The organism is Dyella soli (assembly GCF_054482295.1).
In genome coordinates this window covers 312792-336406 of record NZ_JBTFFU010000004.1, presented here as the reverse complement: position 1 = coordinate 336406, position 23615 = coordinate 312792, and the positions used below count along the sequence as shown (strand labels likewise).

Genomic DNA, 23615 nt, shown 5'->3' with positions numbered 1-23615 from the left:
TCCGGTCGAGTCGCGCGACCGCGTTTGCTGTCCGTACAGCGGCCTTGATACCTGCATGGCTTCAGCGCGTGAAAGCAGCGTTCAGCGCGGGCTTCAAGCGCGTGATGTATCCCGCGGAATGAGCGCCTCATCAGGCATTCCCTACATCCAATCACCGAAGCGCGGGAACGCTCCCCATGTGTCCCCGCTCGGGTTCCAGCCGCGGGTCGAGCCGTTGCTGCGGCGGCTCGAACGCCGTGTCGGCGGCCGGAGCAGTCCCGCCAGGTCGCGCCGCAACGCCGTGGCATCGTCGGCAGTGAGCAGGGCGGCGAAAAGGCCGCCGCGGAAATTCGCATGAAAAGCCTCATGGATTGAGGCGCTTGAGGGTGTGGTGGAGGGTGGCGTTTTGCGGGTCGATCCTGCGCACTTCATCGAATACGCGCTGCGCATCGTCCTGCCGCCCCTGCTTCCACAGCACCTCGCCCAGATGCACGCCGACATCGGCGTCCTTGTGTGCCGCCCAGGCGCTGCGCAGGGTTTGCTCCGCCTGTTCCAGGTGACCCAGGCGGTATTGCAGCCATCCCCAGGAATCGTCCATCGCCGAATCATCCGGCCGGGCCGCCCGTGCCCCCTCGATCAGCCGCTGCGCTTCGGGCAGATCGCGGTCGGCATCGGCCAGCGCGTAGCCGAGCGCATTGCTGGCGTCGGTATCGCCCGGCTTCAGCGCCAGCAAATGGCGGAAGTCGTCCAGGGCCTGGTCGGTCTTGCCTTCCGCGGCATAGGCCAGGCCACGGCCATAGAGCAGCGCCGGTTCATCGGGCATCACCTGCAGGGCGCGGCTGAAGGCATGCTCGGCGAGTGCATACTGTCGATCATTCATGTAGATCTCGGCGTCTGCCTCGTAGGCGCGACGCAGCATGGCTGGCTGGTCGAGGTAATCGGCCTGCATCTGCGCCAGTTGCTCGTGTGCTTCGGCGCCACGCCCCAGCTCCTGCATCAGCATGGCGCTGCGCAGGTCGGCGTCGAAGTCGTGATCGTCTTTCTGGCGGGCCACGTGCAAGCGACTCATGGCAATCAGCAGGCTCAGGGCGGCCACCAAGGCGGCCCATGCGACGAGCCGCGCCCGTGACCGCCTTGTGAAGGCGCGTGGGCGATGGGCATCGGGCATCGCCGCCGGTTCCGGCATCGTTGTGGCAGCAGGCAGCACCGATGGAAGGCCAGGTGTCTCCGCGCTTGCCTGTCGGCGTTGCACGTTGCCGATGAAGCGATAGCCAAGCGTATGGATCGTGGCGATATAGCGAGGCTCGCTGACCGAGTCGCCAAGCGCCTGGCGCAACCGTGAGATGACGCGGGTGAGCACGCCGGGCGTGACATGCCGATGGCCCCACGCGACGTCGAGCAGGGTGTTCTTGTCCACCACCTCGCCGGCGTTCTCGATCAGCGCGACCAGCACGGCAAAAGCCTTGGGCTCTACCGGGATGGTTTGATGCGCGCGCTCGAGCCGATGCGCATGTGGCTCGACGATGATGTCATCGCACTGGTAGACCCAGTGGATCACGGGCTCGCTCTGGGTCATGTCGGCGACCGACGGAGGCTCCCTGAGCGTGCAAGCATGCGCGCCGTGGGAAAAAGCGCCATCCGTCAGACGTTATACGCAAAAAAAAAGCCGCGACGCATGACGACGTCGCGGCCTTTCATCGAACCCCTGGCGCGCTGGCGTCAGGCGTTGAACGATCCGTGGTCTGTACCGGTGGATGGCCGGCGCAGCTCGCTTTCACCCGGTCGTCCATTGAGCACCAGCGTTTGTGCGAGCAGGTCGTGAAGACCTTGCTTGCGCTGCGTCCACGCCACCATCAGGAAGCCGATGCACAGGATGAAGGCGCTGAGCAGCTTGCCGAAGTAACGCCCGGTGGCACGCATGAAGTTGATGCGCTGGCCATCCATACCGGTCACGCGGATGCCGAGTGCGCGCTTGCCGAGCGTGGCTTGCCAGGGCGAGCTTTCGCACAGGGCGAAATAGAGCCAGGTCAGCACCGTCTGCGCCAGCAGGGCCGGTCCGAGGGCATGGAAGTAGTTGTTGAACGCCTCGATGGCAAGCTGCGGGTCCGTGCCGGCAGCCAGCTTGGCCTGCAGGTAGGATTCGGCCGCCTTGTTGGCGCCGAACATGCCGCTGATCAGCATGTTGGGAATCCACAGCACGATGGCATCAAGCACGTATGCCGCCACGCGCTTCCAGAAGCCGGCGTAGTCGGCGAGTGCGGCGGCGGAAGCGTCGGCACGCCCCGATGCGCCTGGTGCGATCGGTGGCGGTGGCGGTGGCGTGAACGCGGGCGGTGCCGCGGCACGCACTTCTTCGGGAAACAGCGTCGACAGCGGCTGCCAGTCCGTCAGGCCTTCGTGCCATCCGAGGTCGCTTGCACTGACCTCGCCGCTGCGCAGCCACTGGCGAACCTCGGCCTCCTGGTAGGGGCCATGGCGTTCGCCGTCTCGTCCGATCCAAACTTCCATAAATCCATGGCTCCGCTAGTCGACGTCGCCCATGATGCCATGCACGGGTGCGCGCATTCACGCGCGGCGTGCGGATCAGGCCGCGTGACGCTTCAGGTGGACGAGCAGCAAAGAAATCGCCGCGGGCGTGACGCCGCTGATGCGCGCCGCCTGGCCGATGGTTTCCGGCAGCGAGCGCTTGAGCTTGAGCAGCACTTCGGCGGAGAGGCCGCGCACCTTGTCGTAGTCGAAGCCCGGCGGAATCGACGTCGACTCATGGCGACGCTGCCGCTCGATCTCGTCGCGCTGGCGATCCAGGTAGCCGGCGTACTTGGTCTGCACTTCGACTTGCGCGGCGACATGCTCGTCAACGACGGCAGGGCCGATGCCGTCGACCGACGTGAGCATCGCGTAGTCGAGCTCGGGTCGGCGCAGCAGGTCGAGCGCATTGGTTTCGCGACTGAGCGTGATGCCAAGCTGGCGCTCGATGGTCGCGCCCAGCGTATTGGCCGGCGCGGCCCAGATCGCGCCGAGGCGCTGTGTCTCCTGCGCCACCGCGTCGCGTTTCGCACGCAGGGCGTCGTAGCGCGCCTGCGGCACCACGCCAAGGCGGTGGCCGGTTTCGGTGAGGCGCAGGTCGGCGTTGTCTTCGCGCAAATGCAGGCGGTACTCCGCGCGCGAGGTGAACATGCGATACGGCTCGATGGTGCCGTTGCTGGTGAGGTCGTCGATCAGCACGCCGACATAGGCTTCATCGCGGCGCGGGTACCACGGCGCGCTGCCCTTCACCGCCAGCGCGGCGTTGAGGCCGGCGATCAGCCCCTGCGCGCCCGCTTCCTCGTAACCGGTGGTGCCGTTGATCTGGCCTGCGAAATACAGGCCGGGAATGCTCTTGGTCTCCAGCCACGGATGCAGGCCGCGCGGGTCGAAGTAGTCGTATTCGATGGCATAGCCGGGGCGCGTGATGTGCGCGTGCTCGAAGCCCTTGATCGAATGCACCAGCGCGAGCTGCACGTCGTAGGGCAGCGAGGTGGAAATGCCGTTGGGGTAGACCTCGAACGTGTCGAGGCCTTCGGGCTCGATGAAGATCTGGTGCGAGGTCTTCTCGGCAAAGCGCACCACCTTGTCCTCGATCGAGGGGCAGTAGCGCGGGCCGATGCCCTCGATCTGGCCGCTGTACATCGGCGAGCGGTCCAGCGAGCCGCGGATCAGCTCGTGCGTCTGCTCGCTGGTGTGGGTGATCCAGCAGCTGACCTGGCGCGGGTGCTCGGCGCGCGAACCGAGGTACGAGAACACCGGCGCGGGATCGTCCCCGGGCTGCTCTTCCAGGCCGGCGAAGTCGATGCTGCGCCAGTCGATGCGCGGCGGCGTGCCGGTCTTCAGGCGGTCCGCGGCCACCGGCAGTTCGCGCAGCTTCTGCGCCAGCGTGCTGGCCGGCGGGTCACCTGCGCGCCCGCCGGCGTATTGCGCCTGGCCGATATGGATCTTGCCTGCCAGGAAGGTGCCGGCCGTGAGCACCACGGCGCGGGCGTGGAAGCGGAGGCCCATCTGGGTCGCCACGCCGGTCACCCGCCCGCCTTCCAGGATCAGGTCATCCACGGCCTGCTGGAACAGCTGCAGGTTCGGCTGCGTTTCCACGATCTGGCGGATGGCGGCCTTGTACAGCGCGCGATCGGCCTGGCAGCGCGTGGCGCGCACGGCCGGCCCCTTGGAGGCATTGAGGGTGCGCCACTGGATGCCGGCGCGGTCGGCGGCGCGCGCCATGGCACCGCCCAGGGCGTCGATCTCCTTGACCAGGTGACCCTTGCCGATGCCGCCGATGGCCGGATTGCAGCTCATCTGGCCGATCGTCTCGATGTTGTGGCTGAGCAGCAGCGTGCGCGCGCCCGTGCGGGCGGAGGCCAGGGCGGCTTCGGTGCCGGCGTGGCCGCCGCCGATCACGATGACGTCGTAGTGGGTCGGATGAAACATGAAACTGCCCCGAAAGCGCAGGAATGGACCAAATGCGGCGCTATGGTAACGCCAGCGGACGGCGCCAGCGGCTGGCACGCTTCCTGCTTCACAAATCAGGCACTTTCCACGGGCAGAAGCTGCGCGGCAACGCGCGCCGAGATCGAACGACAGGGGTTCGGTTGCGTGCCGGGAGAGGAAGCAAGACGGCGCCCCTTGGGGCGCCGTCGCCTTTTCAGGCCTCAATTAAGATCTGGCGCCCGGCGGTCTCAGGAACAGGGGGAATCCAGGATGACCGTGTTGCCGGGCGCCAGAAACCGTGAAAACAGGTCGCTGGCAGCAGCTGTGTGCTGCGCGTCTGGGGTGGATATTTACGCTTGGCGCGTGAACGTGAAGTGACTAAAACGCCTGTTTGTGCCGAGGCTTGGCACGTGCTGACGCGCAGCGTCATTCCGTGATTCAGGCCCAGACGTAGCGTGATGCACATCACATTGATGGCACGGCCATTGCTTCTCCTGACATGCCAACCAAGGCAACCGTTCCGGGAGACTCAGGTCATGGATTGCAGCTTCGATTTCCAACCGGTTTATCAGCATCACGATCTGCTGATCGAGCTCGGCCGCGTTGAGATGGCCATGGAACATCTGGAAGGACGCACCGAACACGAACGGCAAAGCTTGCGTCCGCGCCTGCTGTCGCGCATGAGCCGACTGCGGGACGAATTGCAGCACATGGCGGTCTGACGCTGGCCCGGCAAACGCGTGCCGGGCATAAGTTCAAAGTCAGATGGACGGCTAAACGCCATATGCCTTTCGCGAAGCAAGACGCGACGACCTTCGACAGGTCGCCACTCCGGCACTCGCATTGCGCGGTGCCCACCTATTGACGAATGACGCCCGGGTGCCCCGTCTCTGACGGGTCGCACTCGGGCGTTTCCTTGCGCGCGGCCGGCACTCAGTCGTGCAGCATGCCCTGCACGATCTCGGTGAGGTTGCGTGACAGACCCGGCTGTGCAGCCAGCGTGCCGATGGCCGTGCGTGCCGCCGCGCGCCGCGTCGGCTCCAGGCGCTGCCAGCCGTTGAATGCCGTGGCGAGCCGCGCAGCGACCTGCGGGTTGAGCGCGTCCAGCTGGACGAGGCGCTCGGCCAGCAGGCGGTAACCGCTGCCATCCGGTCGGTGGAAGCCATCCGGGTTGTTGCGCGCCCAGGCGCCGAACAGCGCATTGACGCGGTTCGGGTTCTTCAGGGTGAATGCGGCATCCGCCTCAAGCTCGCGCACGCGTTCGACCACCACCTCGGCGGGCAGCTGCGCCTGTATCGAAAACCACTTGTCCATGGCGAGCGGATTGTCGGCGTAGCGCTCGCGGAAATGCAGCAAGGCGGCGCGCGTTTGTGGCGCGTTGCCACGCGCCAGCACCACCAGTGCGGCGAGCCGGTCGGTCATGCTGGGCGCGCTGTCGTACTGCTGCGTGCCCAGGGCGTGGGCCGCCCACGGGTCGAGCAGCGCGAACAGCTCGAGCACCCGCCGCTTGAGCCGGCGCTGCGCCTGGCTGGCGGCATCGAGGGCGACCACGGCCGGCGTGGCCAGCGCCTGATGGCGGGCGTGCAGCGCCTCGCGCCCGATGCGCAGAGCGAGGCTTTCCTGGAGCTGCTGGCGCAACGCATGCACGTGCGACGGGTTCACCACCCGCTCGCGCTCGGCCAGTTCGATCTCGCCCGGTGGCGTCAGCAAGTCGGCCAGCAACGCGGCGTCCACCGAGCCCTCGGCGAACAGTGCGGACAGGGCCTCGCACCACGCATCCAGTGCGGCGGTGTCGTTGCCGTCGCGCAGGTTGTCGAAGGCGCGCGCGGCAAGCTGCTGCCCGGCCTCCCAGCGATTGAAGCCGTCGGCGTCGTGGCGCAGGAGCAGGGCCAGGTCAGCCGGTGCATAGTCGCATTCGAGGATGACCGGTGCCGAGAAGCCGCGCAGCAGCGACGGCACGGGCGCGGCATCCACTTGCTGGAAGACGAACGTCTGCTCCGCGCGGTCCAGTACCACCACGCGTTCGACGCCGCCCGACGTCGCGGCCGGTTCGCCTGCGAGGTGCAACGGAATCATGCGCCCGTCGCGACGGAACAGCGCCAGCTTCACCGGGATCGGCAGCGCCTGTTTGTGGGGCTGGTTGGGAGTGGGCGGCGTGTGTTGCGACAGCGTGAGCGCATAGGTGCGCTGCGTGGCGTCGTAATGGCCGCGCGCATGCAGGCGCGGCGTGCCGGCCTGCGCGTACCACGCCAGGTAGGGCATCAGATCGACGCCATTGGCGTCGCCCAGCGCGCGCAGGAAATCCTCCAGCGTGGCGGCGTGGCCGTCGTGGCGGGAAAAATACAGGTCCATGCCGCGCCGGAAACCATCGCGACCGAGGCTGCCCGCCACCATGCGCACCAGCTCCGAGCCCTTCTCGTAGACGGTGGCGGTGTAGAAATTGTTGATCTCGCTGTACTGCGCGGGCCGCACGGGGTGCGCCAGCGGGCCGGCGTCCTCGGGGAACTGTGCGCGACGCAGCAGCGCCACGTCTTCGATGCGCTTGAGCGGCGCGGAGTTCATGTCGGCGGAGAACTGCTGCTCGCGAAACACCGTGAGGCCTTCCTTCAGCGACAGCTGGAACCAGTCGCGACAGGTGACGCGGTTGCCGCTCCAGTTGTGGAAGTACTCGTGCGCGACCACGGCTTCCACGGCGCGGTATTCGTCGTCGGTGCTCGAATCCGGGTCGGCCAGCAGGTACTTCGCGTTGAAGATGTTGAGGCCCTTGTTCTCCATCGCACCCATGTTGAAGTCGTGCGTCGCGACCACGTGGAACACGTCGAGGTCGTACTCGCGGCCATAGGACTGCTCGTCCCAGCGCATCGACCGTTCCAGCGCGTCCATCGCGTAGTCGCAGCGGCCGATCGCATCGGGCTCGGCCCAGATCACCAGCTTCACGGCGCGCCCTCTGGCGGTGACGTAGTCGCGCGCGATCTGCTGCAGGCGGCCCGCGACCAGCGCGAACAAATAACTCGGCTTGGGATGCGGATCGACGAAGCGCGCCCAGTGGCGCCCGTCCTCGAGCTCGCCGTGGCCATCCGGATTGCCACCGGCAAGCAGCACGGGAAAACGCGCGCGATCCGCGCGCAGCGTGACCGTGTAACTGGCCAGCACGTCCGGCCGGTCCGGGAAGAAGGTGATGTGGCGGAAGCCCTCGGCCTCGCACTGGGTCAGCAGGAAGCCGCCCTCGCGCGTGCCCGACAGGTACAGGCCCTCGAGCGCCGTATTGGCCGCCGGCCGCACCCGCACCCGCGTCTCGAGCAGGCTGCCGTCGCGCGCGCCTTCGACCTCCAGCACGCCGTTTTCGTAGCGCCACTGGCCCTCCGGCAGCGCCTGGCCGTCAAGCGCGATCGACAACAGTTCCAGCCCTTCACCGTCCAGTCGCAGCGGTTCTTGCAGGGTCGCATCGCGCTGCAGGTGCAGGCGCGAGCTGACCACGGTGTCGTCGATGCCGAGGTCGAAGCTCAGATTCACCTGCGAGACCCGCCAGGCGGGGGCGCGGTAATCGCTGAGGCGGATCAGGACAGGCGCGGCGTCGTTGCGAGTATTCATCGGGACAGCTGGGGCGGAAGGGATCAGTCAGGCTAACATGCGGCCCTTTCCGGGCAGGACAAGTCGATGTCGGAATTCCTTGCGGAGCGTGGGCACCTGGGCCAGCACGAGCTGGCCGTGCTGGCCGATCCGACGCGCGGCCGCCGCGTGCGCATCGCCCGCCGCGGCGCCACCCTGCTCAACTTCGAGCTGCCATGTGCCGACGGCGTGCGCGACCTGGCCGACGGCTACCGCGACGCGGGCGAGCTCGACGCCCGGCCCAGTTCCCGCTTCGCCGTGATGGTGCCGTTCGCCAACCGCATCGACGCGGCGCGCTACCGTTTCGATGGCACGGCGCATGACCTGCAGCCGGGCGTAGAGGGCGCGCAGCGCGCGGCGCGCCATGGCTTCGTGCGTGGCGTGGACTTCGATCTCGTCGCGCTGTCCGCTGATGCGCAGTCGGCGCGCGTCACCTTCGCCACGCAGTCGATTCGGCCCGGCGTGCACGCCGGCTACCCGTTTGCGATCGACCTGTCGGTGACCTATACGCTCGACGCCGCGGGCCTTGCGCTGGAAGTCACGATGCGCAACGCGGGCGAGCACGCGGCGCCGTGCTTCTTCGGCTGGCATCCGTATTTCCGCCTCGGCGAGTCGCCCATCGACAGCTGGGAGCTGCAGATTCCGGCGGGCACGCTCGTGCGCACCGATGCGGAGTTCATTCCGCTCGCGGGTAACGCCGCGCGCATCGCCATGGAGCGCGAGCCCGCGCTCGATTTCCGGCAGCGGCAACCGATCGGCGCACGGGAGTTGAACCATGCGTTTGCCGACCTGCGCCTGGACGCCGACGGCAGGGCGCGCACGCGCCTGCGCGATCCGGCCAGTGGCTTGTCCATCGCGGTATGGCAGACAAGTGGCGTCATGCTCGCCTTCACCGCGGACACGGTGACGCGCGACGTGCGCCGTTCGGTGGCACTGGAGCCGATGGAAAGCTGGGCCGATGCCTTCAACCGGCCCGATTGCGCCGCGGCCATCCGGCTCGAACCAGGCGCCGAGCGGCGCTTCCTTTGCGGTGTGGAGATCGAAAGCCCATGAATCCTTCGTTGAACCCTGCGGCGCTGCCCACCTTCGCGCAGATCCAGGAAGCCGCCGCGCGCATCGCGCCGTATGCGGTGCTGACGCCGGTGTTGCGCAGCGCCGTGTTGAACGCGCTGGTGGGCGCGGATCTTCATTTCAAGTGCGAGAACCTTCAGCGCGGTGGTGCTTTCAAGTTCCGCGGCGCCTGCAATGCGGTGTGGTCGATGGATGACGGGCAGGCCGCCGGCGGCGTGGTCACGCATTCGTCCGGCAATCATGGCAATGCGCTGGCGCTGGCGGCCGCTACGCGTGGGATTCCCGCGCACGTCATCGTGCCCGACGGCGCCGTGCGTACCAAGGTCGAGGCGATCGAGCGCGCTGGCGCCATCCTGCATCGCTGCGCGCCCACGCAGGCCGCGCGCGAAGCGAAGGCCGACGAAGTGCGCCTGGCTACCGGCGCCGAGCTGGTGCATCCGTTTGCCGACACGCGCGTGATGGCCGGGCAGGGCACGGCCGTACTTGAACTGCTGCAGCAGACCGGTGGCGTGGACGCCATCATCACCCCGGTCGGTGGCGGCGGCCTGATGGCAGGCAGCGCCATCGCCGCGCACGGCGTGGCACCGCACATCGCCGTGCATGGTGCCGAGCCGGTGGGCGCCGACGACGCCGCCCGTTCGCTGGCGGCAGGCCGGCGGGTGGGGCCCTTCGTGCCCGACACGATCTGCGACGGCCTGCGCACGCTCATCGGCGAAACCAATTTCGACGCGCTGCGCATGCATCGGGTGGAAGTCACCACGGTCAGCGACGCCGAAGTCATCGCGGCGATGAAGCTGCTGTGGAACGAGCTAAAGCTGGTGGTGGAAACCTCGAGCGCCACGGTGCTGGCGGCGGTGCTCAAGCGTCCGGAGCGCTTTGCCGGACAGCGCGTGGGCCTGGTGCTCACGGGCGGCAATGTCGACCTCGACGCCTTGCCGTGGTGAGCGCCTGCGCAAGGTATTGACCGCGGCGCGCTGCGCCGGCCGGACCCTCGCGCGCCCGTTCCCGGGGATCGCGAGGGCCAGCCGCTGGCTCAGGCTTTCTTGACGAAGCAGGTCTTCAGCACCAGGGTCGAGCGGCCGTCGCGGCACTCGATCTCCTCGGGATTGTCGTGGTCCACGCGGATATTCCTGAACACCGCTCCGCGCTTGAGCGTCTGCGACGAGCCCTTCACCTTGAGGTCCTTGATGACCAGCACCGAGTCGCCATCGGCGAGTACCGTGCCATTGCTGTCTTTTACGTCCATGGGGGAATGCCTGGCGTTGCGGGGACGCTAGTGTAAGCCGCTGCTCAGCCGCGCCGGAGGCGCAGGCCGCTCACCGCGACCAGTCCCAGCAGCACGAACGCGATGCCCAGCCCCTCCATCGCGCTGGGCCGCTCGTGCAGGATCGCCCACGCCAGCAACACACTGACGATGGGCACGCCGAGGCTGGCGAGGCTAGCCACCGCCGTCGGCAGTCGCTGCAGCACGACCAGCCACAGGCCCCAGGCCACGCTCGACGCCATCACCACGCTGTAGGCGAGGCCGCCGATGAAGTCCAGGCTCCAGTCGATCGAGCGCTGCGGCACGCACCAGGCAATCGCCACCAGCGCCATCGCGCCGAACAGCATCTGCCACGCCGTGAGGTTCAGTGGCGAGGGCGCGTGGCGCAGGAACACCTGCTTGCTCAGCACCGTGCCCATGGCCCACGCCGCGCCGGCGCCCACGGCAAGCAGCGTGCTCTGGGTATTTCCCATGCCGCGCCAGGGTTCGATGATGCACGCGAGTCCGACCGCGGCCAGGCCCAGGCCGAGCCAGCGGCGCCGCGTGAGTCGCTCGTGCAGGATCAGCCACGCCAGCAACACGGCCCAGAACGGCATGGTGTAGGCCAGCAGTGCGATGTGTCCGGCGCCGCCGCTGACCAGCGCCCACTGCCCCAGGCCCTGGAATGCCGTGGTCTGGCACAGGCCGACCAGCACGGTGGGCAGCAGCGGCGGTGGACGCAGCGGTTGGCGCGTGACCAGCAGCGCGCCGAACAGCACGAGTGCGCCGAGCACGTAGCGCAGGGCGGCGAAGTCGAACGGGCCGGCGTGTTGCAGCACCTGCTTCATCACGACCCAGCTGTAGGCCCAGATGAGGATGGTGGCGAGCAGCGCCAGTACGGCGCCGCGCTGGGGATGTGGCGTAGTGGGCATGGTGGTCGGGTGACGGCGGGAGCCGCCAGTCTAGCCGCGCGCCAACGGCGGCGCCGGGCGGCACAATGGGGGCCCGACCTCGCGAAGCCGGCCCATGACCCTCGCTGACCGCCGTACCCGTTGCCCGTGGGGCAACAGTCCCGACATGCACGACTACCACGACACCGAGTGGGGCACGCCGCTGCATGACGATCGCGCGCTGTTCGAGTTCCTGTGCCTGGAGGGCGCGCAGGCGGGCCTGTCGTGGCGCACGGTGCTGCTCAAGCGGGACCACTATCGACGCGCCTTCCACCAGTTCGACATCGCAAAGGTGGCGGCCATGAAAGACCGCGAGCTGGAAAAGCTGCTGCTCGACCCGGGCATCATCCGCAACCGGCTCAAGGTGTATGCGGCGCGTGACAACGCCGTGGCTGCACTGGAGGCCATCGCGGAGTTCGGCAGCCTCGATCGCTACCTGTGGTCGTTCGTCGACGGCAAGCCGATCCGCAACCGCTGGACCGGCCAGGGCGACGTGCCCGCCAGCACGCCGCTGTCAGATCGCATGAGCAAGGAACTGAAGAAGCGCGGCTTCCGCTTCGTCGGCACCACGATCTGCTACGCCTTCATGCAGGCCACCGGCATGGTCAACGACCATGTAGTGAGCTGCTTCCGGCACAAGCAGGTCTAGTCAGCGCCGGCGCGAACCGCGCAGGCTGTCGAGCGAGAAGCTGGCGATTTCCCCGCCGCCGGCCATGCGTCGCGACTGGCCCGGCGGCGGACCCCAGGCATGCGCAGTCACCACTTCCCAGGTGGCGGGAATGCGCCCGTCGATGCGCATCGCCTCGTACGCGGCGAGCATGCGCTGGTAGTGGCGCTTGCCGAGCAGGTGGCGCTCGCGTTCGCGATCGGCGTTGGTGGCGCCCAGGCCCTGCAGTTCCTTCAGCAGCAGGCGCGGCTCGCTATAGGTGAGCGTGTAGCGGTCGACGTCGAGCACCGGATCGCGCAGCCCCGCGCTGATCATCGCGTCGCCGAGGTCGTGCATGTCGAGGAAGCGGCTCACGTGCGGCTGCTGGTCGGCTTGCGCCCAGGCGGCGCGCAGTTCCTTCAGCGTGTCGGGCCCGAAGGTGGAGAACACCAGCAGGCCGCCGGGCTTGAGCACGCGCACGCATTCGCCGAACAGCGCGGGCAGGTCGTCGACCCACTGGAAGCACAGGTTGGAATGCAGCACGTCCACGCTGTGGTCGGGCAGCGGCAGCGCGGTGGCTTCCGCGCAAACGCGCTGGAACGGCTTCAGCCAGCCGATGTGTTTCTTCGCGGCGCGCAGCATCGGCAGCGCCAGGTCCATCGCGATCACCTGCGCCTTGGGATAGCGCTTGCGCAGCAGCGTGGTGCCGCGACCGGTGCCGGCGCCGACGTCGATCACGCGTTCGGGCGTTTCCAGGTAGAAGCCGAGTCGATCGAGCAGCAACGTCTGCACTTCACGCTGCAGGGCGTCGTGTTGCTCGTACGTGCTGGCGGCGCGGCCAAAGTTGCGGCGCACCTGGCGCCGGTCGAAATGCGATTCGCTCATCGAAACGTTTCCAGCAGCGGCGCCAGCGCGCCGGCTACGTCGTCGGCATAGCCGAAGAAGGGGGCGTGTCCGGCGTGCGCGATCTCGACATAGTCGCCATGCCCGTGTTCGGCGGACCACGCCATCGCCGGCGGCGGTACCAGCCGGTCGCGGTGGCCGGCGATCCAGGTGTTGGGCACGCTGAGCGAGGCCAGTGCGGCGCGGCGGTCGGTGCTCTCCAGGATGCGGATGCCTTCCTGCAGCACGCGCATGTCCGGTTCGCCGCGCGTGAATACCAGGCTGCGCAGGTGGCGCAGTTCGGCGCGCGGATCGGGGCTGCCCATGGCTTCCAGCGCCATGAAGCGCTCCAGCGTGGCGTGGTAGTCGGTTTCCAGGTCGTCGGCGAGCTGGCGCACCAGCCGGGCGTCGCTGCCGTGCGGCCAGTCCGCATCACGCGAAAACTTGGGCGTGCCGCTGATGACGCCCAGGCCGCGCACGTGCTGCGGATGTTCCAGCGCGCCGGTGAGCGCGATCAGGCCGCCCAGCGACCAGCCGATCCACACCGCCGGCGGCGTGCGCTCGGCAATCGCCCGCGCGCAGGCTGAAGGCTCCAGCGGCAGCGTGCTGTCGCGCGAATAGCCGTGGCCCGGAAGATCCACCACATGCATCGCGCAGCGATCGGCCAGCGCTTCGACCAGCGGTTCCATCATACCCCCGTGCATGGCCCAGCCGTGCAGGATGACGACGGGGATCGAGCCGCGACCGTGCGTTTCGATATGGAGACTCACAGGTCCTTCTCCCCGCCGGGGAGAAGGTGCCCCGAAGGGGCGGATGAGGGGTGGGTGCTCGCGGGAGCGTTGAACGAAGCGCGCGCTGAAGACAGGTCGGCGCTAGAGCCGCCCCTTACCCCAACCCTCTCCTCGCTCTTCAGAGCCGAGGCCATCCATGGCCTCTCCCCGCGTGCCCCGCCGGGGAGAGGGAGCAACGACGCGGGCGCCAGGCTCTTGTCCACCGCGCCGCGCTCGTCGAACACGAAGCAGTCGCCGCGCCAGTGCGCGCCGTCGGTCTCTTCGAAATACTTCAGGATGCCGCCTTCCAGCTGGAATACGTTGTCGATGCCGAGGTCCTGCATGTGCAGCGCCGCCTTCTCGCAGCGGATGCCGCCGGTGCAGTACGACACCACGGTCTTGTTCTCGAAGCGCGCGCGGTCGGCGGCAATCGCATCGGGAAATTCGGTGAAACTGCCCAGGCGGTAGTCGACGGCATCGTGGAACAGGCCCACGTCGGTTTCGTAATCGTTGCGCGTATCCAGCAACACCACTTCGCGGCCCTGGTCGTCATGACCCTGGGCCAGCCAGCGCTGCAAGGTGCGTGGCGCGACCGCTGGCGCGCGCGCGCCTTCCGGGCGGATCGCCGGCATGCGCATGGTGATGATCTCTTTCTTCAGGCGCACGCGCATGCGGCCGAACGGCACGCTGGCGGAGACGGAGACCTTCGGCTCCAGGCCGACGAATCGCGGGTCGAGGCGCAGCCAGTCCATGAAGGCCTCGATCGGTTCGGATGGCCCGGCCAGGAACAGGTTGATGCCCTCGGGCGCGAGCAGGATGGTGCCCTTGAGATCAAGCGCCAGGCAGCGTTCGAGCACGCGCTCGCGCAGCGCGGGCAGGTCGTCCAGGCTGACGAAGCGATAGGCGGAGAGATTGATGATGGACATGGCGGGAGGGGTACGGCGAGGCCGCCATTATACGGGGGCCCCGGCCGGGCCCCCCGCGGGCAGGCGCGCGAGCGCTTCCAGCAGGCGATCCACGTCGGCTTCCTCGTGCAGCGCCGACAGCGTGATGCGCAGTCGCGCCTTGCCTTGCGGCACCGTGGGCGGGCGGATCGGGGTGAGCAGGAAACCCTGCCGTTCCAGCGCTTCGGCGGCGTCCAGCGCCGCTTGCGCGTCGCCCAGCAGCAGGGGCTGGATGGCGGTGGGCGAGGGCATCAGCGGCAGGCCAAGCTGCGCGGCGCCCTCGCGGAAGCGGGCGACCAGTGCGTCGAGCTTGTCGCGGCGCCAGCCCTCCGACTGGGCCAGCCGTGTGGCGGCCAGCGTCGCGGCGGCCAGCGCGGGCGGCATGGCGGTCGTGTAGATATAGGTGCGCGCCGACTGCACGAGCCCGTCGATCAGGGCGGCCGGACCGGCCACGAAAGCGCCGCTGCAGCCGAGCGCCTTGCCCAGCGTGGCCATCAGCACCGGCACCTCGTCCTGCCCCAGGCCCGCCTGGGCGACGCTGCCTTCGCCGCGCTGGCCCAGCACCCCGAGCCCATGCGCGTCGTCGACCATGAAGGTGGCGCCGGCGCGTCGGCACAGCGCGGCCAGCTCCGAGAGCGGCGCGATGTCGCCATCCATGCTGAATACGCCATCGGTAGCGAGCAGGGCGGCGGCATCGGGGCGGCTGTCGAGTTGCCGCGCGGCGGCAGCCACGTCGGCGTGCGGATAGCGCTTCAGTTCGGCGCCGGCCAGTTGGGCGCCATCGAGCAGGCAGGCGTGGTTGAGCTTGTCCTGCACGCACAGGTCGTCGCGCTGCAACAGAGCCTGCATCACGCCCAGGTTGGCCATGTAGCCAGTGGAAAACAGCAGCGCGCGTTCACGGCCCGTCCACTCGGCCAGCTCTTCTTCCAGCGCGGCATGCGCGCTGCGGTGGCCGCAGATCAGATGCGCCGAGCCGCTGCCCACGCCGTCGGCATCGGCGGCGCGCTTGAGCGCCGCGACCAGTCCGGGGTGTTGGGCCAGGCCGAGATAGTCGTTGCTGCAGAACGCCAGCAGGCGACGGCCATCGCGCTCCACCCAGGCACCGCTGACGCGGTCGACCGTGCGCAGGCGTCGCCGCAAACCGGCCTGCGCGCGTTCGGCGCTGTGTCGCGCGAGGCGGTCGGTGAGCGAAGGGCGTGTCATGGCGCCGCTCAGGCGGCGGCGCTGCAACCGCAGCCGCTGCCGCAACCGGCCGTGTCGGCTTCCATGATGTCGGCGTGCACGGTGCCGGCTTCTTCGATGACTTCCAGCGGATGCAGGTCGAGCCGCGCGAACAGCCGGCGGTCGTGCTCGACGTCCGGATTGCCGGTGGTCAGCAGCTTCTCGCCGTAGAAGATGGAGTTGGCGCCGGCGAAGAAGCACAGGGCCTGTACCGCATCATCCATCTGCTGGCGCCCGGCGGAGAGGCGCACCATCGATGCCGGCATCAGCAGGCGTGCCACCGCGATGGTGCGCACGAATTCGAACGGATCCAGCGCCTGCACGCCATTGAGCGGCGTGCCTTCCACCTGCACCAGCTGGTTGATCGGCACCGACTCGGGATGTTCGGGCAGGGTGGCCAGCGTCTGCAGCAGGCCGGCGCGCTGGTCGCGGCTCTCACCCATGCCGACGATGCCGCCGCAGCAGGTCTTGAGGCCCGCTTCGCGCACATGGCCCAGCGTGTCCAGGCGATCCTGGTACTGCCGGGTATGGATGATCTCGCCGTAGAACTCCGGCGCGGTGTCCAGGTTGTGGTTGTAGTAGTCGAGGCCGGCCTGCTTCAGCGTGGCGGCCTGCTCGCCGCTGAGCATGCCCAGCGTCGCACAGGTTTCCAGGCCCAGGCCCTTCACTGCGCTCACGATCTCGGCCACCTTGGCCACGTCGCGGTCTTTCGGGCTGCGCCAGGCGGCGCCCATGCAGAAGCGGCTGGCACCGGCGTTCTTGGCGGCCTGCGCGCGGGCCACCACCGCCTCCACGCTCATCAGCTTCTGCGCCTGCACGCCGGTGTCGTAGCGCGCCGCCTGCGGGCAATAGGCGCAATCCTCGGGGCAACCGCCGGTCTTGATCGACAGCAGGGTGGACACCTGCACCGCGTTCGGGTCGTGATGTTCGCGATGCACCGAGTGCGCGCGATGCAGCAGCTCGTTGAACGGCAGGGCAAACAGCGCGGCGACCTCGTCGCGGGTCCAGTCGTGGCGGATGGGCTGGGACATGGCAATGGCTACGTAAGGCAGGGAAGCCCGACAGTGTGGCAGGGCGTTTTTTCATGTCAACTTTCTGCGACGCCCCATGGTTGACGATGCGCGAACGTATGGCGGGCGCTACCATCCGGCCATCCATCTTTCGGGAGACTCCGGCATGAGTGCAGGACAGGGAAGCTCGGGCAATGTGCTCGCCGCCATCTGCAGTTTCTTCATCCCGGGCCTTGGCCAGCTGGTGCAGGGTCGTTTCTGGATCGCGCTGGTGATGTTCGTCCTGGCCGGCATCCTGTGGATCGTCTGGCTCGGCTGGATCATCCATCTGTGGTCGATCCTCGACGCCGCGCTGTTCAAGCCCAAGACCTGAAGCGAGACCCCTGCGCATGGAAGCGCTCGGCTGGTGGCGCAAGGCGACGGACGCCGTGCAGGGTTTCGTGCTGCCCCTGCGCTGCCTGCTTTGCGGCGGACCCGGCACCGACGGCATCGACCTGTGCCGCGCCTGCGCCGCCGAAGTGCCGCGCAACCGCAGTTGCTGCGCCCGCTGCGCCCTGCCGCTGGCGGCGCCGGCCGCGCTGTGCGGCCAGTGCCAGCGCCGGCCGCCACCGTGGGACGCGGCCTGCGTGCCGTTCCGCTACGCCTGGCCGCTGGACCGGCTGGAGTCGCGCTTCAAGTTCGGCGCCGATCTCGCCGCGGGACGCGTGCTGTCGGCGCTCTGGTTGCGCGAGATGCCGGATGTCGCGCGTCCGCAGCTGATCCTGCCGGTGCCCCTGCATCGCTCGCGCCTGCGCCAGCGTGGCTACAACCAGGCACGCGAACTGGCGCGACCGCTGGCTGGCGCGCTGGCGCTGCCGCTGCGCCATGACCTGCTGGAGCGAACACGCCCGACCCACGCGCAGACCGAACTGGATGCGATCGCGCGGCGCCGCAACGTGCGCGCGGCCTTTGTCGCCAGGGCGGATGTCACCTGGCCAGCCCATGTGGCGCTGTTCGACGACGTGATGACCACCGGCGCGACCCTGGCCGAATGCGCGCGTGCACTCAGGCAGGCCGGCGTGCAGCGGGTGGACGTGTGGGCGCTGGCACGCGCACCTTTCCTGCGGGGATAGCGCGCAAGGGCCGGCGCCGCGCCGCGCGGTGCCACGCTTCGGCTAGGATGCGATGCCAATCCCTCATGGAGTCTGGCCCGTGGCGCTGCGTCCCCTTCTTCCGGCGATGTTCCTGCTCGCACTCCTTCCAGTGGCGCCATCGCACGCCGCGGACGCCAAGCCCGCCACTGACAAGGACTTCGTCAGCTATGCCCAGCCGGTGATCGCGCTGACCCACGCCGAGGTGGTCGACGGTACCGGCAAGACCGCGGCCCACGACCAGACCCTGGTGATCGACCACGGCCGCATCGTGGCGCTGGGCAAGTCGAGCCGCGTGAAGACGCCGGACGGCGCCACCGTCATCGACGCGCATGGCAAGACGTTGCTGCCGGGCTTCGTGATGATGCACGAGCACATGTTCTATCCGGCGGGCGACGCCGCCTACAACGAAATGACCTTCAGCTTCCCGCGCCTGTACCTCGCCGGCGGCGTCACCACCATGCGCACCGCCGGCACGATGATGCCGTACGCCGACCTCAACCTGCGCGACGCCATCGCCCGCGGCGAGCTGGTCGGCCCGGACATGGACGTCACCGGCCCGTATCTCAACGGCCCCGGGCTGCCGATTCCCGGCGTGCACGTGCTGAGCGGCGTGGACGACGCCGAGCGCACCGTCAACTACTGGGCGGACGAAGGCGTGACCTCGTACAAGGGCTACATGCAGATCACGCGCGCGGAGCTGCAGCGTGCCATCGAGGTGGCGCACCAGCGCGGCCACAAGGTGACGGCGCACCTGTGCTCGGTGACCTATCGCGAAGCGGTCGGGATGGGCATCGACAACCTGGAACATGGCTTCTTCGTTGCCTCGGACTTCGTCAAGGACAAGAAGCCCGACACCTGTCCCGCCGGCGCCGACGTGCAGAAGTCGCTGGCCGAGCTCGACACCTCATCGCCGGAGGCCAAGGCACTGATCCGGCTGCTGGTGGACCACCACGTGGCGCTCACCTCCACGCTCACCGTGTTCGAGACCTTCGCGGCGGGCCGACCCAAGGCGCCGCAGGGCGCGCTCGACCTGATGATTCCCGAGGTGCGCGCGCAATACGAAAACCAGTGGGCGAAGATCCAGGGCAACAAGAGCGTGTGGGTCACCCTGTATCCCAAGCTCGCGAAACTGGAGAAGCAGTTCGTGGATGCCGGCGGCACGCTGATGGCGGGCACCGACCCGACCGGTTACGGCGGCGTCGTGCCGGGCTACTCGTCCAAGCGCGAAGTGGAACTGCTGGTCGAGTCGGGCTTCACCTTCGAGCAGGCGGTGCGCGTCGCCACCTACAACGGTGCGCACTACATGGGCCGCGATGCGGACGTCGGCACGCTGGCCGTGGGCAAGCGCGCCGATATCGTGGTCATCGACGGCGACCCGCGCAAGGACAGCACGGCCATCGAACACATGCCGCTCGTCTTCAAGAACGGCGTGGGCTACGACACGCAGGCGATCCTGGGCGCCATGGGCAATACGGTGGGCCTGCACTGAGCGGGCTCAGGCCAGCGGGAACGGCGCGCCGACGTCGGTCGGCGCGCAGCCCGCGATGACAGGGAACGCGCGCGTCAGCGCTTGAATTCGTTCTTGTCCACCACGCCGCCCTTCATCACGAAGGCGACATGCTCCATCTGGCTGATGTCCTTGATCGGGTCGCCGCTCACCGCGACCAGGTCCGCGTAGTAGCCCGGCGCCACCGCGCCCACCTTGTCCTTCATGCCGAGCAGGTCCGCGGAATTCACCGTGGCCGCCTGGATGGACTGCATTGGCGTCATGCCCCACTTGGTCATCAGCGCGAACTGCTTGCCATTCCAGCCGTGCGGGTAGACGCCGGCATCGGTGCCGAAGGCAAGCTTCTCGCCCGCCTTCACCGCGTGCTGGAAGTTCTCGCGCTGGGTGCGGCCGACCAGCCTTTCCTTCTCGAGCGTGCTGGCCGGGAAGCCCTTCTTCGAGTATTCGCTGAGGATGTAGTCGTCGTTGTAGACGTCGAAATCGAGATAGGTGCCGTGCTGCTTGGCGAGCTTCAGGCCTTCCTCGTCGATCATGCTGCTGTGCTCGATCGAGTCCACGCCGGCGCGGATGGCCATCTTGATCGCTTCGGCGCCATGCGCGTGCGCCGCCACCTTCTTGCCCCAGCGGTGCGACTCGTTGACGATCGCATTCATCTCTTCCTGCGAGTACTGCGGCGCGCCGACCGAGGCCTCGGCGCTGAGCACGCCGGCGCTGGCCATGAACTTGATCACGTCGGCGCCGTTCTTGACGTTCTCGCGCACGCGGTGGCGAATCGCATCCACGCCGTCGGCCACGCCTTCCACGTCATGGAACTCGATCCATGGCGAGAAGCCCGTGGTGCCGTCGGCATGGCCGCCGGTGGCGCCCAGCGGCGGGCCCGACACCAGCATGCGCGGACCGGGGATGTCGCCACGATTGATCGCATTGCGCAGCGCCACGTCGACATAGTCGCCGGCACCGAGGTTGCGCACCGTGGTGAAGCCCGCGTCGAGTGTGCGCTTGGCGTAGGTGGGGGAAAGAATGGCCGAGTCGATCGAACTGCGCTTGAGGATGGCCTCGTAGTAGTCGCCCTTGACCTCGCCCGGATCGCCGGTCAGGTGCACGTGGCAGTCGATCAGGCCCGGCATCAGCGTGGCGCCGCCAAGGTCGATCACGCTGGCGCCCGCCGGCACCTGGCCGTCATAGCGCACTTCGGTGATGCGTTCACCCTCGATCACCACCAGCGGGTTGTCGCGCACCGTGCCGGTCTGCACGTCCACCAGGTGGGCGGCGCGAACGATGACCCGCGACGGCGCCGGCGCATCGTCGGCGTGCGCAACGGCGGTGGTTCCAAGAATCAGGGCGACGGCGGCAAACAGGGGTGACAGGCGCATGGGAAGACTTCTCCGTGGGCGATGGGCAAGGTGGCTGCACGGGCGGACAGCCAGACAATGCGCATTGCGCCACGGTCCTGCGATATCCCCCACCGTCACCTTACCGCGAATGGCGGGCCGGACAACCACGTCTTTGGTCACGGTGACGGGCCGCAGGCTGCCCGGCACGCGAATGCTAAAGTAAGGCTTTCCACCGCGACGACTTCAGCATGAGCAGCCCCGCCTTCTATCCCATCGGCACACCCGGACAGCCCTGGGGCGCGGCGGAACTGGCTGCCTGGCGGGCGCAGCGGGTCAGGCAGCGGAGTTATGCGGATGACGTCCTTGGCGTCATCGAGCCATGGCGCGCGTCGTTTGACGTGGTCGAGTACGGCGCGCTGGATTACGGCCCGGAACACTATCCCTTGGTGGCCATCCGCAGCCGCGACTGGCGCGAGGAGTTGCCGGTCCTGCTGGTGACCGGTGGTGTGCATGGCTACGAAACCAGTGGCGTGCATGGCGCGCTTCAGTTCGTCCGGCAGCATGGCCGCGACTATGATGGCCGGGCCAACTTGCTGGTGGTGCCCTGCGTCAGTCCATGGGCCTACGAGCGGATCAATCGCTGGAACCCCGACGCGCTCGATCCCAATCGCAATTTCCGCGAGGACAGTCCGGCAGGCGAATCCGCCGCGCTGGTGAAGCTGTTGGCGCCGTTGCGCGATCAGGTACTCATGCACATTGACCTGCACGAGACCACCGATTCGGACGAGTCGGAGTTCCGGCCGGCCCTGGCTGCCCGCGACGGCAAGGACTTCGAGCCCGGCGAGATTCCCGACGGCTTCTATCTGGTCGACGATATCGAACGTCCCCAGCCTGCGTTCCAGCAGGCGGTGATCGAGGCGGTGGCGAAGGTGACCCATATCGCCATGGCCGACGCGCGCGGCGAGATCATCGGCTCGCCACTGCTGGTACCGGGCGTGATCAAGTTTCCCGTGAAGCAGTGGAGCCTGTGCGCGGGCATTACCAACGCACGCTACGCGACCACGACCGAGGTCTATCCCGACAGCCCGCGCGCCACGCCGCAGCAGTGCAACGATGCCCAGGTGGCCGCGGTGCGCGCGGCGATCGACTACGCGCTGGCGCACCTCGATGGCGATCCGGACTGACTTTGCGAAGCCGACTGGAGCCAGGCCGCGGCGCGACCTGGTTCCAGCCTGCGCTGGCCTGCTCAGTAAGGCGGATTGACGACCACGTACGAGACCTGGCTGCCCGAATACTGGGGCTGGTACCAGGTCGATCCGCACTGCGAGTAGGTGACGCCGTTCTGCACGATGGTCTGGCAACTCGGCGGCACGGTGTTGACGACCGAGCCGATCACGGCTGCGGTCACCGCCACGGTCGCCGTGACGGCGGCGGCGGTGGCGATGGGATGGTTGTTCCAGCCGTTGTTGTCCCAGCCGTTGTCGACGTCGACATGCACGTCGCGATTCACGTTGACGTTCTGGTTGACGTTGACGTTCCTGTTTGAGTTGACGTTGCGGTTACTGTTGCTGTTGACGTTGGCACTGCGATTGCCGCTCATCTCGCGGTTGCCACCACCACCACCGCCGTTGATGCTGGATCGCGAGCCGGCGCGCGCCTGGCCACCCCCGCCGCCGCCGCGAACGGCTTCGGCCATGGGAGCCGCGACCAGGCAGGCGGCCAGCAGCGTGACAGTGCACCACAGGCGGGAGCGGGCGATGCCGTTCTGACGTTTCATGGCGATGCCTCCTTGGCCGGCGCGGCACGCTCACTGATCTTGATGGGATGGTCGTCCGCCTTGGGCGTAAAGCTGAAATCGCTGTCCGCCAGCGGGCTGGTGGTGTCCCAGGTGAGCGTGGCGACATACTCGGGCTGGGTCGGGTCGTCGAGGTTGGCGATCACGAGTTTTTGCGGAAGCAGCGTGTCCCGCGCAATCCATACCTGCCAGTCGACGCCGGACTGATGCATCAGCAGGTGGTCGCACTCGACCTTGTTGATGCGCGCAGGACCGATCACCGTGGCCGATTCGATCGCGGACAGCGGTGCCTTGTCGGTCCCCCAGTAGAACAGGTCGGCCAGCGGCATCTCCACGCCATATTTCTCCTGCGCGGTGGCGACGAGCTGGTGCACCGTGCCGGTGAGGGGCTTCTGTGCGTAGTAGTGCATGCGCGGCGCATAGATGGTGAACTTCGAGCCGTCGTAGTAGAAGCTGCGCTGCTTGCGATCGCTGTCGACGGCGGCAAAGAACTTGTCGGGCGCACGGATCTTGTAGGTCACGTTGCCGCCGTAGGTCACCTTCTGCCCGGTATCGAGCACTTCTTCCATCGTGGCATCGGCGCGGACGGTAAACGACTTCAGCGAACGCAATTTCTGCGCCATCAGGTCGATGGCATGCACGGCCGAGGGTTCCACCGCCGGCGTCGGCGCTTGCTGCGGGTGGCTTTGCGCTACGGGCTTGTGCGCCTCCTGCGCCATGACCGGCGCGACGCAGGCCATGGCCACCAGCAGGCCCACGGGCAATATCCATTGGCGAGACATGATGCAACCTCCTGCGACAGCGTTAGGTTGGGTTCCGTGGCATCCGCGCCAGAGGGGAAGGGCCGGTGTCGTGCGGGCGAACCTCAAGGAGCTGGCATGCAGCAACGGCTTCGTCGCCAGCGCTGGTGCAACGCCGGGACCACCGGCACCGCGGGTTGCCCGGGCTGCCCCTGCGTCAGGCGACAGCCGCATCGAGCCGCACTGACTCTAGCAACTCCCTTGCGCGTGCAATACGGAGGTTTTGCGGAGTTTGGTTGCCGTATTTCTACCTAGGCGCCGGC

General features: G+C 68.0%; 21 protein-coding genes and 1 pseudogene. 8 read left to right on the top strand and 14 right to left on the bottom strand.

The genetic code is table 11. From position 1 onward, the window contains the following. Positions 1 to 343: 343 nt before the first annotated feature. The 3 genes from ACXU4B_RS17890 to mnmG form a co-directional block, all read right to left on the bottom strand. Positions 344 to 1555, bottom strand: coding sequence for a winged helix-turn-helix domain-containing protein (locus ACXU4B_RS17890; RefSeq protein WP_131412958.1), 1212 nt, complete (start codon positions 1553 to 1555; stop codon positions 344 to 346). A 143-nt stretch (positions 1556 to 1698) separates the two neighbouring features. Beyond that, positions 1699 to 2487 carry an RDD family protein gene (locus tag ACXU4B_RS17885; RefSeq protein WP_131412960.1) on the bottom strand — a complete coding sequence of 263 codons (789 nt, stop codon included), beginning with the start codon at positions 2485 to 2487 and terminating at the stop codon, positions 1699 to 1701. 75 nt (positions 2488 to 2562) lie between these two features. After that, positions 2563 to 4437, bottom strand: coding sequence for a tRNA uridine-5-carboxymethylaminomethyl(34) synthesis enzyme MnmG (gene mnmG, locus ACXU4B_RS17880; RefSeq protein WP_131412962.1), 1875 nt, complete (start codon positions 4435 to 4437; stop codon positions 2563 to 2565). Between the two features lie 536 nt (positions 4438 to 4973). Between mnmG and ACXU4B_RS17875 the strand changes: the two genes are divergently transcribed. Then, the gene (locus ACXU4B_RS17875) at positions 4974 to 5159 is read left to right on the top strand and encodes a hypothetical protein (RefSeq protein ID WP_131413491.1); all 186 of its coding nucleotides are present in this window, start codon (positions 4974 to 4976) and stop codon (positions 5157 to 5159) included. 211 nt (positions 5160 to 5370) lie between these two features. On the opposite strand, the gene pepN is transcribed toward ACXU4B_RS17875, so the two are convergent. Beyond that, positions 5371 to 8028, bottom strand: a complete 2658-nt coding sequence (gene pepN, locus ACXU4B_RS17870) for an aminopeptidase N (protein ID WP_131412964.1) — start codon at positions 8026 to 8028, stop codon at positions 5371 to 5373. Positions 8029 to 8094: 66 nt separating this feature from the next. Here pepN and ACXU4B_RS17865 point away from each other — a divergent pair, with 66 nt between their 5' ends. Next, complete coding sequence (locus tag ACXU4B_RS17865; protein ID WP_131412966.1) at positions 8095 to 9099, top strand: aldose 1-epimerase; 1005 nt, start codon at positions 8095 to 8097, stop codon at positions 9097 to 9099. Continuing rightward, positions 9096 to 10061, top strand: a complete 966-nt coding sequence (locus ACXU4B_RS17860; RefSeq protein WP_131412968.1) for a pyridoxal-phosphate dependent enzyme — start codon at positions 9096 to 9098, stop codon at positions 10059 to 10061. The genes ACXU4B_RS17865 and ACXU4B_RS17860 overlap by 4 nt, the downstream gene beginning before the upstream one ends. 89 nt (positions 10062 to 10150) lie before the next feature. On the opposite strand, the pseudogene ACXU4B_RS17855 reads toward ACXU4B_RS17860, so the two are convergent. Both ACXU4B_RS17855 and ACXU4B_RS17850 read right to left on the bottom strand, forming a co-directional pair. After that, positions 10151 to 10357, bottom strand: a pseudogene (locus tag ACXU4B_RS17855) (alkylphosphonate utilization protein); the annotation flags it as partial. Between the two features lie 50 nt (positions 10358 to 10407). After that, the gene (locus ACXU4B_RS17850; protein ID WP_131412972.1) at positions 10408 to 11292 is read right to left on the bottom strand and encodes a DMT family transporter; all 885 of its coding nucleotides are present in this window, start codon (positions 11290 to 11292) and stop codon (positions 10408 to 10410) included. A 94-nt stretch (positions 11293 to 11386) separates the two neighbouring features. Between ACXU4B_RS17850 and ACXU4B_RS17845 the strand changes: the two genes are divergently transcribed. Continuing rightward, positions 11387 to 11959, top strand: a complete 573-nt coding sequence (locus ACXU4B_RS17845) for a DNA-3-methyladenine glycosylase I (protein WP_131412974.1) — start codon at positions 11387 to 11389, stop codon at positions 11957 to 11959. Here ACXU4B_RS17845 and bioC read toward each other — a convergent pair whose 3' ends face one another. From bioC to bioB, 5 genes are read right to left on the bottom strand one after another with little or no spacing between them, the layout of a single operon-like run. Continuing rightward, positions 11960 to 12841, bottom strand: a complete 882-nt coding sequence (gene bioC / locus ACXU4B_RS17840) for a malonyl-ACP O-methyltransferase BioC (protein ID WP_131412976.1) — start codon at positions 12839 to 12841, stop codon at positions 11960 to 11962. Beyond that, positions 12838 to 13608 (bottom strand): pimeloyl-ACP methyl ester esterase BioH, encoded by a 771-nt coding sequence (bioH, locus tag ACXU4B_RS17835; RefSeq protein WP_131412978.1) that lies wholly within the window; start codon positions 13606 to 13608, stop codon positions 12838 to 12840. Before bioH ends, bioC begins: the two co-directional genes overlap by 4 nt. After that, on the bottom strand, positions 13605 to 14534 hold the full coding sequence (locus ACXU4B_RS17830; protein ID WP_131412980.1) for a sulfurtransferase: 930 nt from the start codon (positions 14532 to 14534) through the stop codon (positions 13605 to 13607). The genes bioH and ACXU4B_RS17830 overlap by 4 nt, the downstream gene beginning before the upstream one ends. 27 nt (positions 14535 to 14561) lie before the next feature. Further along, the gene (gene bioF, locus ACXU4B_RS17825) at positions 14562 to 15755 is read right to left on the bottom strand and encodes an 8-amino-7-oxononanoate synthase (RefSeq protein WP_131412982.1); all 1194 of its coding nucleotides are present in this window, start codon (positions 15753 to 15755) and stop codon (positions 14562 to 14564) included. A gap of 8 nt (positions 15756 to 15763) precedes the next feature. Continuing rightward, positions 15764 to 16804 carry a biotin synthase BioB gene (gene bioB / locus ACXU4B_RS17820; RefSeq protein WP_131412984.1) on the bottom strand — a complete coding sequence of 347 codons (1041 nt, stop codon included), beginning with the start codon at positions 16802 to 16804 and terminating at the stop codon, positions 15764 to 15766. A gap of 145 nt (positions 16805 to 16949) precedes the next feature. Here bioB and ACXU4B_RS17815 point away from each other — a divergent pair, with 145 nt between their 5' ends. The 3 genes from ACXU4B_RS17815 to ACXU4B_RS17805 all read left to right on the top strand — a co-directional run bounded on the left by ACXU4B_RS17815 (position 16950) and on the right by ACXU4B_RS17805 (position 19405). Then, positions 16950 to 17156, top strand: a complete 207-nt coding sequence (locus tag ACXU4B_RS17815; RefSeq protein ID WP_131412986.1) for a hypothetical protein — start codon at positions 16950 to 16952, stop codon at positions 17154 to 17156. Between the two features lie 16 nt (positions 17157 to 17172). Further along, positions 17173 to 17895: a ComF family protein gene (locus ACXU4B_RS17810; protein ID WP_131412988.1), complete on the top strand. Its 723-nt coding sequence runs from the start codon at positions 17173 to 17175 to the stop codon at positions 17893 to 17895. A gap of 79 nt (positions 17896 to 17974) precedes the next feature. Next, a complete protein-coding gene (locus ACXU4B_RS17805; RefSeq protein ID WP_240734184.1) occupies positions 17975 to 19405 on the top strand; it encodes an amidohydrolase family protein in 1431 nt (476 codons plus the stop codon). Between the two features lie 74 nt (positions 19406 to 19479). Here ACXU4B_RS17805 and ACXU4B_RS17800 read toward each other — a convergent pair whose 3' ends face one another. Next, positions 19480 to 20796 (bottom strand): Xaa-Pro dipeptidase, encoded by a 1317-nt coding sequence (locus ACXU4B_RS17800; RefSeq protein WP_131412990.1) that lies wholly within the window; start codon positions 20794 to 20796, stop codon positions 19480 to 19482. A 209-nt stretch (positions 20797 to 21005) separates the two neighbouring features. Here ACXU4B_RS17800 and ACXU4B_RS17795 point away from each other — a divergent pair, with 209 nt between their 5' ends. Then, a complete protein-coding gene (locus tag ACXU4B_RS17795; protein WP_131412992.1) occupies positions 21006 to 21941 on the top strand; it encodes a M14 family metallopeptidase in 936 nt (311 codons plus the stop codon). A 62-nt stretch (positions 21942 to 22003) separates the two neighbouring features. Here the strand turns inward: ACXU4B_RS17795 and ACXU4B_RS17790 are convergent, their stop codons facing one another. Both ACXU4B_RS17790 and ACXU4B_RS17785 read right to left on the bottom strand, forming a co-directional pair. Then, positions 22004 to 22534, bottom strand: coding sequence for a hypothetical protein (locus tag ACXU4B_RS17790; RefSeq protein WP_131412994.1), 531 nt, complete (start codon positions 22532 to 22534; stop codon positions 22004 to 22006). Next, complete coding sequence (locus ACXU4B_RS17785) at positions 22531 to 23334, bottom strand: DUF2092 domain-containing protein (protein ID WP_165583253.1); 804 nt, start codon at positions 23332 to 23334, stop codon at positions 22531 to 22533. The genes ACXU4B_RS17790 and ACXU4B_RS17785 overlap by 4 nt, the downstream gene beginning before the upstream one ends. Between the last annotated feature and the right edge of the window lie 281 nt (positions 23335 to 23615).